This is a genomic window from Pelagibius sp. 7325 (assembly GCF_037652055.1).
Lineage (GTDB): Bacteria > Pseudomonadota > Alphaproteobacteria > Kiloniellales > Kiloniellaceae > Pelagibius.
The window spans coordinates 91645-104552 of record NZ_JBBKAH010000003.1 but is presented as its reverse complement, the minus strand read 5'-3'; the positions used below and the strand labels follow the sequence as shown (position 1 = coordinate 104552).

13 protein-coding genes are annotated in these 12908 nt (G+C 66.9%); 9 read left to right on the top strand and 4 right to left on the bottom strand.

Translation table 11 applies throughout. The features are described from left to right. The first annotated feature begins 9 nt into the window (after positions 1 to 9). Positions 10 to 1452: an amidase family protein gene (locus WDC82_RS09625; RefSeq protein WP_340117083.1), complete on the top strand. Its 1443-nt coding sequence runs from the start codon at positions 10 to 12 to the stop codon at positions 1450 to 1452. 349 nt (positions 1453 to 1801) lie between these two features. Here WDC82_RS09625 and WDC82_RS09620 read toward each other — a convergent pair whose 3' ends face one another. Further along, entirely contained in the window at positions 1802 to 2626 is an 825-nt protein-coding gene (locus tag WDC82_RS09620) for a VOC family protein (RefSeq protein ID WP_340117082.1), read from the bottom strand. A 30-nt stretch (positions 2627 to 2656) separates the two neighbouring features. Next, positions 2657 to 3130 (bottom strand): thermonuclease family protein, encoded by a 474-nt coding sequence (locus tag WDC82_RS09615; protein WP_340117081.1) that lies wholly within the window; start codon positions 3128 to 3130, stop codon positions 2657 to 2659. 161 nt (positions 3131 to 3291) lie between these two features. Between WDC82_RS09615 and WDC82_RS09610 the strand changes: the two genes are divergently transcribed. Then, on the top strand, positions 3292 to 3738 hold the full coding sequence (locus WDC82_RS09610) for a FliM/FliN family flagellar motor switch protein (protein ID WP_340117080.1): 447 nt from the start codon (positions 3292 to 3294) through the stop codon (positions 3736 to 3738). A 63-nt stretch (positions 3739 to 3801) separates the two neighbouring features. On the opposite strand, the gene WDC82_RS09605 is transcribed toward WDC82_RS09610, so the two are convergent. After that, positions 3802 to 4149 (bottom strand): PilZ domain-containing protein, encoded by a 348-nt coding sequence (locus tag WDC82_RS09605; RefSeq protein ID WP_340117079.1) that lies wholly within the window; start codon positions 4147 to 4149, stop codon positions 3802 to 3804. A gap of 314 nt (positions 4150 to 4463) precedes the next feature. On the opposite strand from WDC82_RS09605, the gene WDC82_RS09600 reads away from it, so the two are divergent. The 3 genes from WDC82_RS09600 to WDC82_RS09590 all read left to right on the top strand — a co-directional run bounded on the left by WDC82_RS09600 (position 4464) and on the right by WDC82_RS09590 (position 6248). Next, a complete protein-coding gene (locus WDC82_RS09600; protein WP_340117078.1) occupies positions 4464 to 4949 on the top strand; it encodes a YajQ family cyclic di-GMP-binding protein in 486 nt (161 codons plus the stop codon). 166 nt (positions 4950 to 5115) lie between these two features. Beyond that, positions 5116 to 5436, top strand: a complete 321-nt coding sequence (locus WDC82_RS09595; RefSeq protein WP_340117077.1) for a hypothetical protein — start codon at positions 5116 to 5118, stop codon at positions 5434 to 5436. A gap of 59 nt (positions 5437 to 5495) precedes the next feature. Continuing rightward, on the top strand, positions 5496 to 6248 hold the full coding sequence (locus WDC82_RS09590; RefSeq protein WP_340117075.1) for an SEL1-like repeat protein: 753 nt from the start codon (positions 5496 to 5498) through the stop codon (positions 6246 to 6248). A gap of 317 nt (positions 6249 to 6565) precedes the next feature. On the opposite strand, the gene WDC82_RS09585 is transcribed toward WDC82_RS09590, so the two are convergent. Then, positions 6566 to 7573, bottom strand: a complete 1008-nt coding sequence (locus tag WDC82_RS09585; protein WP_340117074.1) for an alpha/beta hydrolase-fold protein — start codon at positions 7571 to 7573, stop codon at positions 6566 to 6568. A 173-nt stretch (positions 7574 to 7746) separates the two neighbouring features. On the opposite strand from WDC82_RS09585, the gene WDC82_RS09580 reads away from it, so the two are divergent. From WDC82_RS09580 to WDC82_RS09565, 4 genes are all read left to right on the top strand, one after another. Next, on the top strand, positions 7747 to 8871 hold the full coding sequence (locus WDC82_RS09580; protein ID WP_340117073.1) for a TauD/TfdA family dioxygenase: 1125 nt from the start codon (positions 7747 to 7749) through the stop codon (positions 8869 to 8871). A 62-nt stretch (positions 8872 to 8933) separates the two neighbouring features. Beyond that, a complete protein-coding gene (locus WDC82_RS09575; RefSeq protein ID WP_340117072.1) occupies positions 8934 to 9764 on the top strand; it encodes a transporter substrate-binding domain-containing protein in 831 nt (276 codons plus the stop codon). A gap of 14 nt (positions 9765 to 9778) precedes the next feature. After that, on the top strand, positions 9779 to 10780 hold the full coding sequence (locus tag WDC82_RS09570; RefSeq protein ID WP_340117071.1) for an amino acid ABC transporter permease: 1002 nt from the start codon (positions 9779 to 9781) through the stop codon (positions 10778 to 10780). Between the two features lie 35 nt (positions 10781 to 10815). After that, positions 10816 to 12903, top strand: a complete 2088-nt coding sequence (locus tag WDC82_RS09565; RefSeq protein WP_340117070.1) for an NAD(P)-binding protein — start codon at positions 10816 to 10818, stop codon at positions 12901 to 12903. Positions 12904 to 12908: the final 5 nt, after the last annotated feature.

Sequence of the window (12908 nt, the reverse complement as noted above, 5' to 3'; positions counted from 1 at the left end):
GGAGACATCATGACCGACACCGACAGCCTCTGCGACCTCTCCGCCGTCGAGCTGCGCCGCCGCATCGCCGGCAGGGAGATCTCGCCGGTCGAACTGCTGGCCGACTGTCATCGCCGCATCGACGCCGTCGACCCGGCGCTGAACGCCGTGGTGGCGGAGGACCGTGCGGCGTCTTTGGCGGAGGCGAAGCGGGCCGAGCAGGCGGTGATGCAGGGCGCCGCCCTGGGGCCGCTGCATGGCCTCCCGGTCGGCATCAAGGATCTCAATGATACCGCAGGGCTGCGCACGACCTACGGCTCGCCGCTCTATGCCGAGCACGTGCCTGCCAAAGATGACGGCTTCGTCGCGATGGTGCGCGCGGCCGGTGCGGTGATCGCCGCCAAGACCAACACGCCGGAGTTCGGCGCCGGCGCCAACACCACCAACGCGGTCTACGGCACCACCGGCAATCCCTTCCAGACAGCGCGCACCTGCGGCGGTTCTTCCGGCGGCTCGGCGGTCGCCCTGGCGACCGGCATGCTGCCCTTGGCCGCCGGCTCCGATCTCGGGGGCTCGCTGCGCACGCCCGCGGGCTACTGCGGCGTCGTCGGTATGCGCCCGACGCCCGGCCTGGTGCCGACGGTGCGCAAGGAGATGGCGTGGTCGCCGCTGTGGACCGAGGGGCCGATGGCGCGCAGCGTGGGCGACCTGGCGCTGTTTCTCGAGGCCATCGCCGGCGGCGATCCGCGCGATCCCTTGAGCGGCTTCGCGCAGGGTGCGGACTTCGCCGGGCTGCGGCCTCGCGCACTGCAGGGCCTGCGCCTTGCGGTGTCCGAGGATCTCGGTTTCGCGCCGGTCAGCGCGCAGGTGAGGGCGCTGTTCGGCGCGCGCGTCGAGCGGCTCGGCCGGCTCGTCGACTGCGAGGCCGTCGATCCGCCCCTGACGGCGATCGACGCCAACCGCTGCTTCGAGGTACTGCGCGCGGTTGGCTTCCTCGGCAAGAGTCGGCAACTGGTCGAGAGCGATCCCGGCAAGGTCGGCCCCAACGTCACGGCCAACGTGAAGCTCGGCCTCACCTTCAGCGCCGCCGATGTGGCCGAGGCCGAGGCCGCACAGACGCTGCTCTATCACGCCTTTCTCGACTTCATGGCCGACTATGACGCTCTGGTCTGCCCCGTCGCCTCGGTGCAGCCCTTCGACAAGACCGAGCTCTTTCCGCGCGAGATCGACGGCAAGCCGCTGCCGACTTACATCTCGTGGATCGCCATCACCTACGGCCTCACCCTGGTCGGGCATCCGGTGCTGGTGCTGCCGTGCGGCGCCGATGACGACGGCTTGCCGTTCGGCCTGCAGATCGTCGGCCGGCGCGGGCGGGACGCCGAGCTGCTGCGTCTTGGCCTCGCCCTCGAAGCGGCCTTCGCCGAAGACGGGCTGCTCGCCCGCCCGCGCCCGAACCTCGCCGCGCTGGCCTAGGCCGGCTGACGCCTTCCCCTGCTTCGAAATGAAAAGCGGCCCCGGAGGAAGCCTCCGGGGCCGTGTAGGATATTCGTGGCTTTAAGGTAGGTCACATGGTGTCGTCGCTTGAACACCGATTTGTGCCTAGTACTGGCATAGCAGCGAGAACAAGATAGCGTATTGGCGGCGGGAAATCAATCGAAATGCAATTTATTAACCATATTTGTCAATAAACGGCGAAAGTATCGATTCGATTTTTATTTAATTTTTCGAGTTAATCATTAACAGCGGCGTGCTGCGTAAAGTTTTTGGCCTGCGAATTCTCAAGTTTACGGCTAACGATCTTTAACGTTAACCGGCGGGAACGCTAACCGGCTGGTCGTGCAGTGGCGCAGCGGGCGAACAGCGGGTTGCCGTCGGGGTCGGCGAGACCGGCCGAAAAGCCCTGCGGCTGGCCTGCCCGGCTGAGCGCGTCGGCGCGGACGCCCGGTTCGGCCAGCGTCTGCCCTCCGTGGTCCAGGCCCGCAAGATGGAAGGCCTCGACAGCGGCGCGGTTGGCGGCCGAGAGGACCGGGATACTGCCGTGCGGCGGCTTCGCCGGGCGGCCGTCGAAGGCATTCTGGGGGAAGATGACCGGCAGCGCGCAGCCGGGATGGCCGAAGGCGACGTCTTCCGCTTCGCTTTCTTCCTCCGGCAGGCGGGCGAGGCCGAAGGGTGCCAGAACCGCCCGGTAGAAGGCGGCAGCGCGAGTCAGGTCGTCGCTGCCCAGGGTAAGGTGAGAGATCTCGGTGCCGCCGGGGCCCGCCTTGCGGCCCTTCGGATAGGTCACCGCCTGCAGCTTGTTGCCGTCGGGATCGCGCACATAGGCGGCATAGTAGTCTTCGGCGTAGTGCGGGCGCAGGCCCGGCCCGCCTTCGTCGCGACCGCCGGCGGCCAGCGCCGCCTTGTGAAACGCCTGCACGGTTTTCTCATCGGACGCATGGAAGGCGAGGTGGTAGCCGTTGCCGGGCTCGGCCGGGCGGCCGTCGTTGGGGCGTGCCACGACGATCCACGGCAGGCCGCTCCTGTGAGCGTAGGCGAGTTCCGCCGGATCGCCCGGCTGCCGGGCGTAGCCGAGCAGCGGCAGAACCGCGTCGTAGAAGGCGGCCCGGTCGGCCGGGTCGTTGCTGGCGATCACGAAGTGGCTGAACATCTTCAAGGCCTCATGGGAAGCGGGCGGCGGTCATTGGTCACGCCACAGACCGTGGCCGGCGGCGCGTGCGCGGTCCTCGGCGGCGGTGTAGTCTTCAGCGTAATCGCGCGCCGCCCTGGCCCAGCCTTCCTCGACCAGCCAGGCGTTCAGCTCCGGTCCGCCGACGCCGCCCAGATAGCACACCGCAAAGATCTCCCCGCCGGCGCCGCGCGCGCGTTCGACGCAGTCGACCCAGTGGTTGGCAATGCGGTTGGCTGTGGCCCAGCGTGCTTCCCGTCCGCAGTCCCAGCTTCCATCGCCCAGCGCGCAGGTCTGGTCCGCCCGCAGGCCGCGCAGGCCGTAGAGGTAAACCGGCTGACCGGCGAAATCGAGGAGTCCCGAGTCGGTCACCTGCGGCGCGCGCCCGCGAATCTCCCCGCTGCCCAGCTGGGCCAGGGCGGCGGTGTCGGCGGCGCAGAGCGCGGCCAGGGCAAGGAGAACCGCAGCGAGAACGGGTTTTGGCATGAAGCAACCTTGCCATAGCGGGAGGCCCAAGTTAAGGCGCTGCAGGATCGCTTTGCGTGGAGGGCGCCGCTCTCCTATCATCGGGCCGAGATCGCCGCCAGGCGTCCCCCGAGTCGAAGGGGAGACCGCAGGGCGTGCCGCAGATTGGGCGGGGTCGGAACATGCCGGAAGAAGACGACAAGAAAGCCGAGACTCCAGCCGGAGCCGCGGAGAACGAAGCCGCCGAGAATACCGAGTCGGAAGAGGGCGGCGACGCGGACCAGGACGCCATGATGGCCGAGTGGGCGGCGATGGCGGCCGAGGGCGAGGAAGAGGAAGCTGCCGGCGAAGCCCCGCCGGCCGCCGCGCCGGTGTTGAAGCCGGGGGTCAAGATGCCCGCCATCCACGAGGTGTCGCTGGAAGCCTATGCGATCCTCGGCACCGCCTCGATGCCGGTCAGCCAGTTGCTGCGCATGGGTCGCGGCGCGGTTGTCGAACTCGATACCGGGCTCGGCGACGAGATCGAGATGCGCATCAACGATCAGCTCGTCGCAAAGGGCGAGGTGGTGGTGGTGGAGGACCGCATCGCCATCGAGATCACCGAGATCGTCAAGCGCGAAAGCAGCTGAGCGCCCGGCGCGGCCGCGGGGGCAGGCAGATCATCGACATGAGGTAAAGGGCAGGGACGCGGATCAGGCCGCGTTGGTGCTGCTCGGCACGCCCTGGCGCAGGCAGAGCGAGATCAGCGTCAGCGCCGGGTCGGTGAGCGGAAAGGACACGCCGACGCACTGGCCGTCGTGCCACATGCAGGTGCCCTCGATGACGCCGGCGGTCTCGTGTTCCAGGCGGAACGTGCCAGAGGCCGGCAGGTCGCCGGTCAGGCGCAGCTTGGCGCCGCCAATGGAGACGTCCTCCAGCTTGCCGTTGTACTGCGTGCCCTCGGCGAAGAGGACGATGTCCTCCTGACGCGGCAGGACGAAGCGCAGCGAACGGCGGCGCTCGAAGTCTCGCAGATGCTCAGGGCCAACTTTGGAACGCATGGATACTCCACAAAAGGGCGATTCGAACCCGGGTAGACAATAGAGGCGACAGGTTAATAACTCCCTAATCGTCAAGGCATTATTCAAAGTATGGGAAGTCATAAAATTGCCACGACCTTTCGGAAGTTGAAATTGTCTTGTAATCCTTTCCCGTTGTCTTGAACGATCACTTGCGCTGGCGGGGAGTCGCGACGGCGGCGTCCGGTGCTGCCTCGCCGCACCGAAGGGCGTAAAATCCTCCTTCCGGCGATTCGCGGCAGCTGCGGACGCCGCTGCACAACCGTCATGTGACCAAAGAGTTGGGGAATTCCGCCATGCCGTCTTTCGACATCGTCTCCGAAACCGATCTCAACGAAGTCGACAACGCCGTCGCCGGCATCCAGCGCGAGATCGGGACACGCTACGACTTCAAAGGCGCGCACTGCTCGATCGAGCGCAAGGAGGCGGTGCTCACCATCCTGGCCGACGACGATCTGAAGCTGAAGCAGATGCACGAGCTGCTGAGCACCTACCTGACCCGGCGCAAGATCGATCCCAAGGTCTGCGATCTCGGCAAGCCGGAGAAGGCGTCGGGCAACGCCGTGCGCCAGCTGGTGACCATCAAGCAGGGCATCGCCCAGGACCTTGCCAAGAAGATCGTCAAGGAGCTGAAGGGCAGCAAGCTGAAGGTTCAGGCGGCGATCCAGGGCGACAGTCTGCGCATCACGGGAAAAAAGCGCGACGACCTGCAGGAGGCCATCGCCTTCGTCAAAGGCCTCAAGATCGACCAGCCGCTGCAGTACGAGAACTTCCGCGACTGAAGGCCGGCGCCCGCCAGGGGCGCCAGGGCGCGGCAAATAAATCCTCTGTTAACCCCTATCTTCTGGTGGAAATGCTGGGGCTTGCGAATAGCAAGCCCGCGTTTACCACATCGTTACGTTTGGAGACGAATGTAGCAGGCAATAACCGTCAACCATGGAGTACTCCATGTCGGTATTGCCCATTGGTCACCTTGAGTTCACCCGTGCGGACATTCATGTCCTGCTCAATCGCGGCTGCGAACTCGTCGACCGCGGCCTCGCCGGTGCCTGTGTGCCGGTGGAGACCGAAGCGGGCGAACTGGTCATCGCCCTGCTCGATTATGACCACCAATGCCTGATCTGCGCCATCGGCAAGGCGCAGGGCTGGTACTATGCGCTGGATGCGGCCTGGCAGCCGCTCGCTCAGGGCAAGTTTATCGATGACGTGCTGGCAGTCCTGCCCGGCGCGCTGGAGGCCCACCGCCCCGCCGCGGCAAACGCCTGTTGAGCCGCCCGCCCGCTTTCGCGGGCCGGCCGGCGCCGCCTGGCGACAGCAGAACCCCGCCCATGCGACGCACTCTTCTATCTCTTCTGTTCGTGATCCTTGCGGCGGCGACGGCCGATGTCCGCGCGGCCGACAGCCATGGCGCGGCGCCTGCCGGATCTCAGGCTTCCGCCGCGGCACCGGCGGGACCCGCCCCCGACCAGGATGATGCGCCACCGGGCGACGCGGCGCCTTCGCCCTGGGAGCACCCGCTGTGGCACAACGCCACAACGATGATGCGGGTCTACGTCTGCGAGCACGCGCGCCGTCGCCCGAGCTGGTGCGACGGGCCGCGCGAGCTGCCCGCCAATGCGGCGCTGCCCGAACCGCAGGGCCCGCCGCTGGCGGAGGAGGATGCCCGCTGGCTGGCTTTTCTCGACCAGGCCGACCCGGCCGACCTCGACGCCGAAGAGATCGCCCTGGTGCGCCAGCGCGCAAGCGTCCGGCGCGACCCGCAGGCGATGGAGATCCTCGCCTACCTCTACGCGGAAGGCCTTTCGCTGCCGCGCGACTATGCCGAGGCCTATCGCTGGTACGGTCTGGCGTTCCTTTCCGGCGAGAAACGGGTTCGCCCCAACATGGACGTCGTGTGGCAACAACTGCAGCGCCACGACCTGGAAGCGGCAATGGCGCTGACGCGGGAATTCGACGCCGTGGCCGCCGGCGAGGTGCCGGCCAGTATGCTGCCCCCGGCCGAGGAGCCTGTGGAAAAGTCAGCGGAAACGCCCGGCGCGTCCGCTGCGGCCGACTCCGGCGCAAAGCCGCCGGCCCCATAAGTCGCCCGGTTTTCGGGCGATTCTTTCCTTCCTTGGCATCTGCTCAATGCTGACACCGGCCTGCCGCGCGGCGGAAACCTTGCGGCTTCTCGCCGCGGCGACTGTTGCAGATTGAGCGCAGCGTAATGCCCAAATAAAACCCATTTGCTTAATTTATAGCCATTCGCAGATTTCCCTTCCTTTTCTGCTGAAGAAATGATCATATCAAGTCTGGTCGGCGCTTGGCGCTGGCCAGACGTCCATAGGGCGTTTCCTCCCTAAACTTGGGCCACCGCTTGCGGTGGCCTTTTTTCTTTGGGAAGAGTCCTCGGCAGGTGTCAGGTCAGGGCCTTGGCAAGGAACGGCAGGCTACGGTCCATGCGGTAGTCGACCGAGGAATGATCATCGGGGAACTCCTCATAGACGTGATCGACGCCCTGCGCATTCAGTGTCCGGTGCAGCCGGCGCGCGCCGTAGACCAGGTTGTATTGGTCCCGGCTGCCGCAGTCGATCCACAGCGCTTTCAGCTTTTTCAGCTCGGCCCCGGCGGACTCGGCCAGGACCACGGGATCCCACTTCAGCCAGTTGGCCCAGCGTTCCGGGATCACTTCGCAGGTCTGGCTGTCGACCGGCAGGCGCACGCCGCAGAAGGCGGCGGGGTCGGGATCGTAGCTGGCGCACATGGCGAGCGACATCAGGATGTGCAGGTCGCCGCCCGACCACTTCGGCCCGGCCTCGAAGTCGGTAATGAACTTCTCGATGGAGCCGTCCTTCTTGTCGATGGCCCGCAGGGTCGCCGGCATCTCCGGCAGGTAGCAGAGCTCGAAGGCCATGTCGCCGGAATGGCAGGCGGCGGCGGCCCAGAAGTCGGCATGCTTCAGGGCGTGGAGGATCGAGCCGTAGCCGCCCGACGACTTGCCGAAGACGCCGCGCCGCCCGGCGCCGCCGCAGCCGAAGCGGTTTTCCACCAGCGGCACCACCTCCCGGATCAGCACGTCCTCCCAGGGCCCCAGTGCGGCCGAGTTCACATACTGATTGCCGCCCAGGCGGGTGAAGCAGTCGGGGAAGGCGACCGCCGTCGGCGGCATCGAGCCGGCGGCGATGAGGCGATCGAGGCGCTCGGGCACGTTCTCGCCGAAGTTTTTCCAGTTGAGGTGGGCCGGACCGCCGGCGGTGAAGCCGACGAGATCGACCAGCAGCGGCAGGCCCTCCCCGCTGTGCCCGTGGGGCAGGTAGACCGGCACGTCGCGCCGCTGCGGGTCGCCCAGCAGGTTGCCGCGCAGCAGCGCGGAATCGAGTTCCAGGGTGTGGATCATGCCCCGGGGGGCGTCGCGGTCGCTGCGCATGCGGGTGATCGTCCTTTGGGAAAGGGGGGCTTGCGGCATCCTGTCTATTGCCTTTGCGGCCGGCGATCAACAGAGCGCGGGAAACGGCAATTGCCGGCCCTTTTGCTCCGGCGCGCGGCTGTGGCTAGACTAGCCGCCGGGAGATAACCAGGATGACGACAGGAGGGGTGCATATGCCGAGGATCACGGCCGCGGAAGGGCAGGCGGAGACGTTGGTCTTGCGCTGGGACAGCGGGGCGGAAAGCCGCTTTCCCTGGTTCTGGCTGCGCGACCACGGTCAGGACCCGGACAGCCTCGACCCCGCTACCCTGCAGCGGCGCGTCGACACCTTCGCGCTCGACGAGGCGATCCGCGGCGAGGACTGCACGATCCTGGAGGATGGGCACGCCTTGGCAGTGGTGTGGCCTGGGGCGGCGGAGCCGCAGAGCCGCTACAGCGCCGACTTCCTCGCCACCATGGCCGGCCTGCTGCCCGAGGCGATCGCCGCCCAGCCCGGCCGCCAGCCACGCCTGTGGTCGGCCGCCGGCGGCCTGCCGGACCTTGAGACGGTCCCCTACGGCGAGGTCGGTGAGGGAAAGCCCGGCCTGCGCCGCTGCCTGGAGCAGCTGCAGCGCGACGGCTTCGTGGTGATCGAGGGGGCGCCGACGGACGAGGCGTCCGCGCGCGCGCTGTTCAACCACTTCGGATACATCCGCGAGACCATCTTCGGCGGCCTGTGGTCGCTCTCGGCCGAGATGACGGAGCACGACGACACCGCCTACTCGACCCAGTACCTGGAGCCGCATACGGATTCCACCTATAGCCATGACGCGCCGGGCCTGCAGTGCTTCCTGTGCCAGGAGTTCGACGGCAAGGGCGGCGAGTCCATCCTGGTCGACGGCTTCGCCCTGGCCGAGGAAATGCGCCGGGAGCAGCCCGAGAATTTTCAAGTGCTCTGCGAGGTCTCGGTGCCCGGCCGTTATATCGAGCCCGGCGTCCACCTGCGCACCGAACGTCCGGCGATCCGCCTCGACGGCGCCCGACGCCTGCAGCAGGTGAGCTTCAACAACTACGACCGCGCGCCCTTTCTGCTGGAGCCGGCGCGCATGAAGGCCTTCTACCGCGCCTACAAGGATTTCCACGCCCGCATCGTCGAGCGTGGTAACTGGCTGACCATTCCGCTGCGCCCCGGCATGGCGCTGGTGTTCGACAACTGGCGCCTGCTGCACGGCCGCCTCGGCTACACCGGCAAGCGCGTGTTCTGCGGCTGCTACCACAATCACGAGGACTTCGAATCCGCCCTGCGCACCGTCGCTTGAACAAATCACAAGAACGCAGGGACTCGAACAGAACAGGCTTCACAACAGGGAGAACTAGAAAAATGAAATCCATCGGTAAATTTGCCACGGCGTCGCTGCTGGCGTCGCTGCTCGCCGTGCCGGCTGCTTACGCCGGCGAAACGCTGGACCGCGTGATGAGCACGAAGACGCTCACCATGTCCTCGGATCCGGAGTATCCGCCGCAGTCCTTCCTCAACGACAACAACCAGATGGACGGTTTCGACGTCGACGTCGGCAAGGAGATCGCCAAGCGCATGGGCGTCGAGCTGAAGATCGTCACGCCGTCGTGGGACATCATCACCGCCGGGAACTGGGGCGGGCGCTGGGACATGTCGGTCGGCTCGATGACGCCGACCGCCAAGCGCGCCGAGGTGCTGGATTTCCCGGCCGTCTATTACTACACGCCGGCTGCCTTTGCCGTGCACAAGGACTCCGCGGTGGATTCGCTGGACGACCTCAACGGCAAGACCATCGGCTCCTGCGGCGGCTGCACCTACGACGCCTACCTGATGAAGGACCTGGAGATCGATGCCGAGGGGGCGCCCGCTTTCAGCTATGACGTGACCGCCGGCGAGATCAAGACCTACGAGACCGATACCCACGCCTTCGACGATCTGAAGCTCGGCGACGGCACGCGCCTCGATGCGGCCTTCTCGGCGCTGCCGACCATCCAGGAGGCGATCAAGAACGGCTACCCGCTGAAGGTGGTCGGCAAGCCGGCGTTCTACGAGCCGCTGTCGGTGGCGACCGACAAGGGCGATCCCGAGTTCGACGCCAAGATCGCTGAGATCGTCGCCGCGATGAAGGCGGACGGCACGCTGAAGCAGCTGTCGGAGAAGTGGTACGGCGTCGACCTGACGTCGCTCCAGTAAGCGGAAATTTTCCCGTGACCCTGGAAAGCGCCCGCGAGAGCCCCTGGTTCTCGCGGGCCACCCTCTTCGTGGTCGCCGCGGCCGTGCTGACGGCGCTCGGCCTCGGCGGCACCGCCGTCGGCGACCTCTTTTCGCCGCTTCTGGGGCTTCGGGCCCCTGACGCCCCCGTGAGTTTCTGGGCGGGCTTCGGGCGCGACCTGCTGGTCGGGCTGGTGCTGGGCGTCGCCTTCGTCGCCAACCTGGAATTCATCCGCCTGTTGCTGTTCCGCCATCAGGTGCTGGTGGTCTGGGCCGAACTGCTGGCGCTGTTCTACGGTTTCGTGCTGACCTTCGACCGCGACTTCGGCGTCATCTTCGAGGTCGGCCGTTCCGGCGTCTCCAATCTCTACTTCCTCATCACCACCGGGGCCTTCACGACGCTCTATGTCTCGCTGATCGCCATCGTCATCGCCTGCGTGCTGGCGCTGGCCGGCGCGCTCGGCAAGCTGTCGTCGAACGGCGCCGCCTATGCCGTCGCCACCTTCTACATCTCCTTCTTCCGCGGTACGCCGCTGCTGCTGCAGGTCGTGCTGATCTACACCGGCCTCGCCCAGCTCGGCTTCGTGATGGAGGCGGTGCCGGCGGGCATCACGGCCTTGTCGCTCTGCTACGGCGCCTACATGGCCGAGATCTTCCGCGCCGGCATTCAAGGCGTCCCCGGCGGGCAGCGCGAAGCCGCCAAGGCGCTCGGCGTGCCCGAGGGCCTGATCTTTCGCAAGGTGGTGTTCCCCCAGGCCATGCGCCTCATCGTGCCGCCGACGGGCAACCAGTTTATCGCCATGCTGAAAGACTCCTCGCTGGTCTCCGTGGTCGGCGTGTGGGAGCTCACCAGGACAGCCCAGATACTCGGCAAACGCGATTTCCAGGTCTTCGAGTTTCTCATCGCCGCGGCGGTGATCTACTGGGTCATGTCGGTGGTCTTCGAGATACTCCAGTCGCGCCTGGAGGCGTACTATGGCAAGGGGCAGCGGCGCTAAGCCCCTCGTTCTTCACTTTCCCTTTCAGAGTTCTCATGCGCGACCCCCGTTACGACATCCTCTTCGAGCCGGTGCGGATCGGCCCCGTTACCGCCCGCAACCGCTTCTACCAGGTGCCGCACTGCTGCGGCATGGGCTACCGCTATCCCCGTTCCAACGCCGCCATGCGCGGGGTGAAGGCGGAAGGCGGCTGGGCGGTGGTCTGCACGGAGGAGGCGGAGATCCATGCCTCCGCCGAGATCACGCCTTACCTGGAAAACCGTATCTGGGACGACCAGGACCTGCCGCACCTCAAAGCGATGACGGAGGCGGTGCACGAGCACGGCGGCCTCGCCGGCATCGAGCTGGTATACAACGGCCTCCATGCCGCCAACCACTACAGCCGCGAGGTGCCGATGGCGCCGTCCTGCCGCGCCGTCGACAACGGCGCGCCGCTGCAGGCGCGCGCCATGGACAAGACCGACATCGCCAACCTCAGGCGCTGGCACCGCAACGCGGCATTGCGCGCGCGCGAGGCGGGCTTCGACATCGTCTACGTCTACGCCGGCCACGACATGGCGCTGCTGCAGCACTTCCTCTCGCGCCGCCACAACGCGCGCACGGACGAGTACGGCGGCAGCCTGGAAAACCGCGTCCGCCTGATCAAGGAAGTTCTGATCGACACCAAGGAGGCCGTCGGCGATCGCTGCGGCGTCGCCTTCCGCTTCGCAGTCGACGAGCTGCTGGGCGACGAGGGCATCACGGCGGAGGGCGAGGGGCACGACGTGGTCGCCATGCTTGCCGAGCTGCCCGACCTCTGGGACGTGAACGTCTCGACCTGGATGAACGACAGCCAGACCGCGCGCTTTGCCGAGGAAGGCTACCAGGAGCGCTACACGCGTTTTGTAAAGACGCTTACCACCAAGCCGGTGGTCGGCGTCGGCCGCTACACCTCGCCGGACGCCATGGTGCGGGTGGTGAAGCAGGGCATCATGGACATGATCGGCGCGGCACGGCCCTCTATTGCCGATCCCTTTCTGCCGAAGAAGATCGAGGAAGGCCGCATCGACGATATCCGCGAATGCATCGGCTGCAACATCTGCGTCACGGGCGATGACCTCTCGGCGCCGATCCGCTGCACCCAGAACCCGACCATGGGCGAGGAATGGCGGCGCGGCTGGCATCCGGAGGTGATCCCCGCGGCAAGGGAGCGCTCGCGTGTGCTCATCGTCGGCGGCGGGCCCGCGGGCCTGGAAGCCGCCCGGGCCTGCGGTGCGCGCGGGCTGGAGGTGGTGCTGGCCGAGGCCGGCGAGGCCTGGGGCGGCCGCGCGCTGAAAGAATCGCGCCTGCCGGGCCTTGCCTCCTACGGCCGCGTGAAGGACTGGCGCCTTGGACAGCTGCACAAGCTGCCCAACGTCGAGATGTATCTCGCCAGCGCGCTGACCGCCGAGGACATCCTCAGCTACGGCATTGCCCATGTGGCACTGGCGACCGGGGCGACGTGGCGGCGCGACGGCATCGGTCTCACCCGCCACAAGCCGCTGGAGGGTAGCGATGCTCTTGCGATGTTCACGCCGGACGATTTCCTCGGCGACGCTTCCGGCATGGGGAGCGGCCTCGAACGCCTGCCGGCGGGACCGGTGGTGGTCTACGACGACGACGGCTATCTGATGGGCGGCGTGCTGGCCGAACTCATCGCCCGGCGTGGCCACGACGTGACGCTGGTGACGCCGCTGGAACTGGTGTCGTACTGGACCGTCCACGCCCTGGACCAGCCCTTCATCCATAAGCGCCTCGCCGAGAACGGCGTCGCCATCCGCCTCAACGCCCGGCTCGTCGCTTGCCGCGAGGGCCGGCTGGATCTCGCCTGTGCCTTCACCGAGGCGCCGTCGCAGATCGACTGCGCGGCCCTGGTGCTGGTGACATCACGGCTGCCGAATGACGAACTGACCCGCGACCTGAAGGCGCGCCAACGCGACTGGGCCGATGCGGGCATCACCGGCGTGAAGACCCTCGGCGATTGCCTCGCCCCTTCCACCGTCGCCGCCGCCGTTTATGCCGGTCATCGTTACGCCCGCGAGTTCGGCGAGACCATCGACCCCGACGTCACGCCGTTCAAGCGCGAGGCGATCATGACGCTGTGAGGGAA

Excerpts from the sequence above, each read along its gene's own strand:
- WDC82_RS09625 (WP_340117083.1), top strand. The coding sequence starts at position 10 with ATGACCGACACCGACAGCCTCTGCGACCTCTCCGCCGTCGAGCTGCGC.
- WDC82_RS09620 (WP_340117082.1), bottom strand. The coding sequence starts at position 2,626 with ATGTTCAGCCACTTCGTGATCGCCAGCAACGACCCGGCCGACCGGGCC.
- WDC82_RS09615 (WP_340117081.1), bottom strand. The coding sequence starts at position 3,130 with ATGCCAAAACCCGTTCTCGCTGCGGTTCTCCTTGCCCTGGCCGCGCTC.
- WDC82_RS09610 (WP_340117080.1), top strand. The coding sequence starts at position 3,292 with ATGCCGGAAGAAGACGACAAGAAAGCCGAGACTCCAGCCGGAGCCGCG.
- WDC82_RS09605 (WP_340117079.1), bottom strand. The coding sequence starts at position 4,149 with ATGCGTTCCAAAGTTGGCCCTGAGCATCTGCGAGACTTCGAGCGCCGC.
- WDC82_RS09600 (WP_340117078.1), top strand. The coding sequence starts at position 4,464 with ATGCCGTCTTTCGACATCGTCTCCGAAACCGATCTCAACGAAGTCGAC.
- WDC82_RS09595 (WP_340117077.1), top strand. The coding sequence starts at position 5,116 with ATGTCGGTATTGCCCATTGGTCACCTTGAGTTCACCCGTGCGGACATT.
- WDC82_RS09590 (WP_340117075.1), top strand. The coding sequence starts at position 5,496 with ATGCGACGCACTCTTCTATCTCTTCTGTTCGTGATCCTTGCGGCGGCG.
- WDC82_RS09585 (WP_340117074.1), bottom strand. The coding sequence starts at position 7,573 with ATGCGCAGCGACCGCGACGCCCCCCGGGGCATGATCCACACCCTGGAA.
- WDC82_RS09580 (WP_340117073.1), top strand. The coding sequence starts at position 7,747 with ATGCCGAGGATCACGGCCGCGGAAGGGCAGGCGGAGACGTTGGTCTTG.
- WDC82_RS09575 (WP_340117072.1), top strand. The coding sequence starts at position 8,934 with ATGAAATCCATCGGTAAATTTGCCACGGCGTCGCTGCTGGCGTCGCTG.
- WDC82_RS09565 (WP_340117070.1), top strand. The coding sequence starts at position 10,816 with ATGCGCGACCCCCGTTACGACATCCTCTTCGAGCCGGTGCGGATCGGC.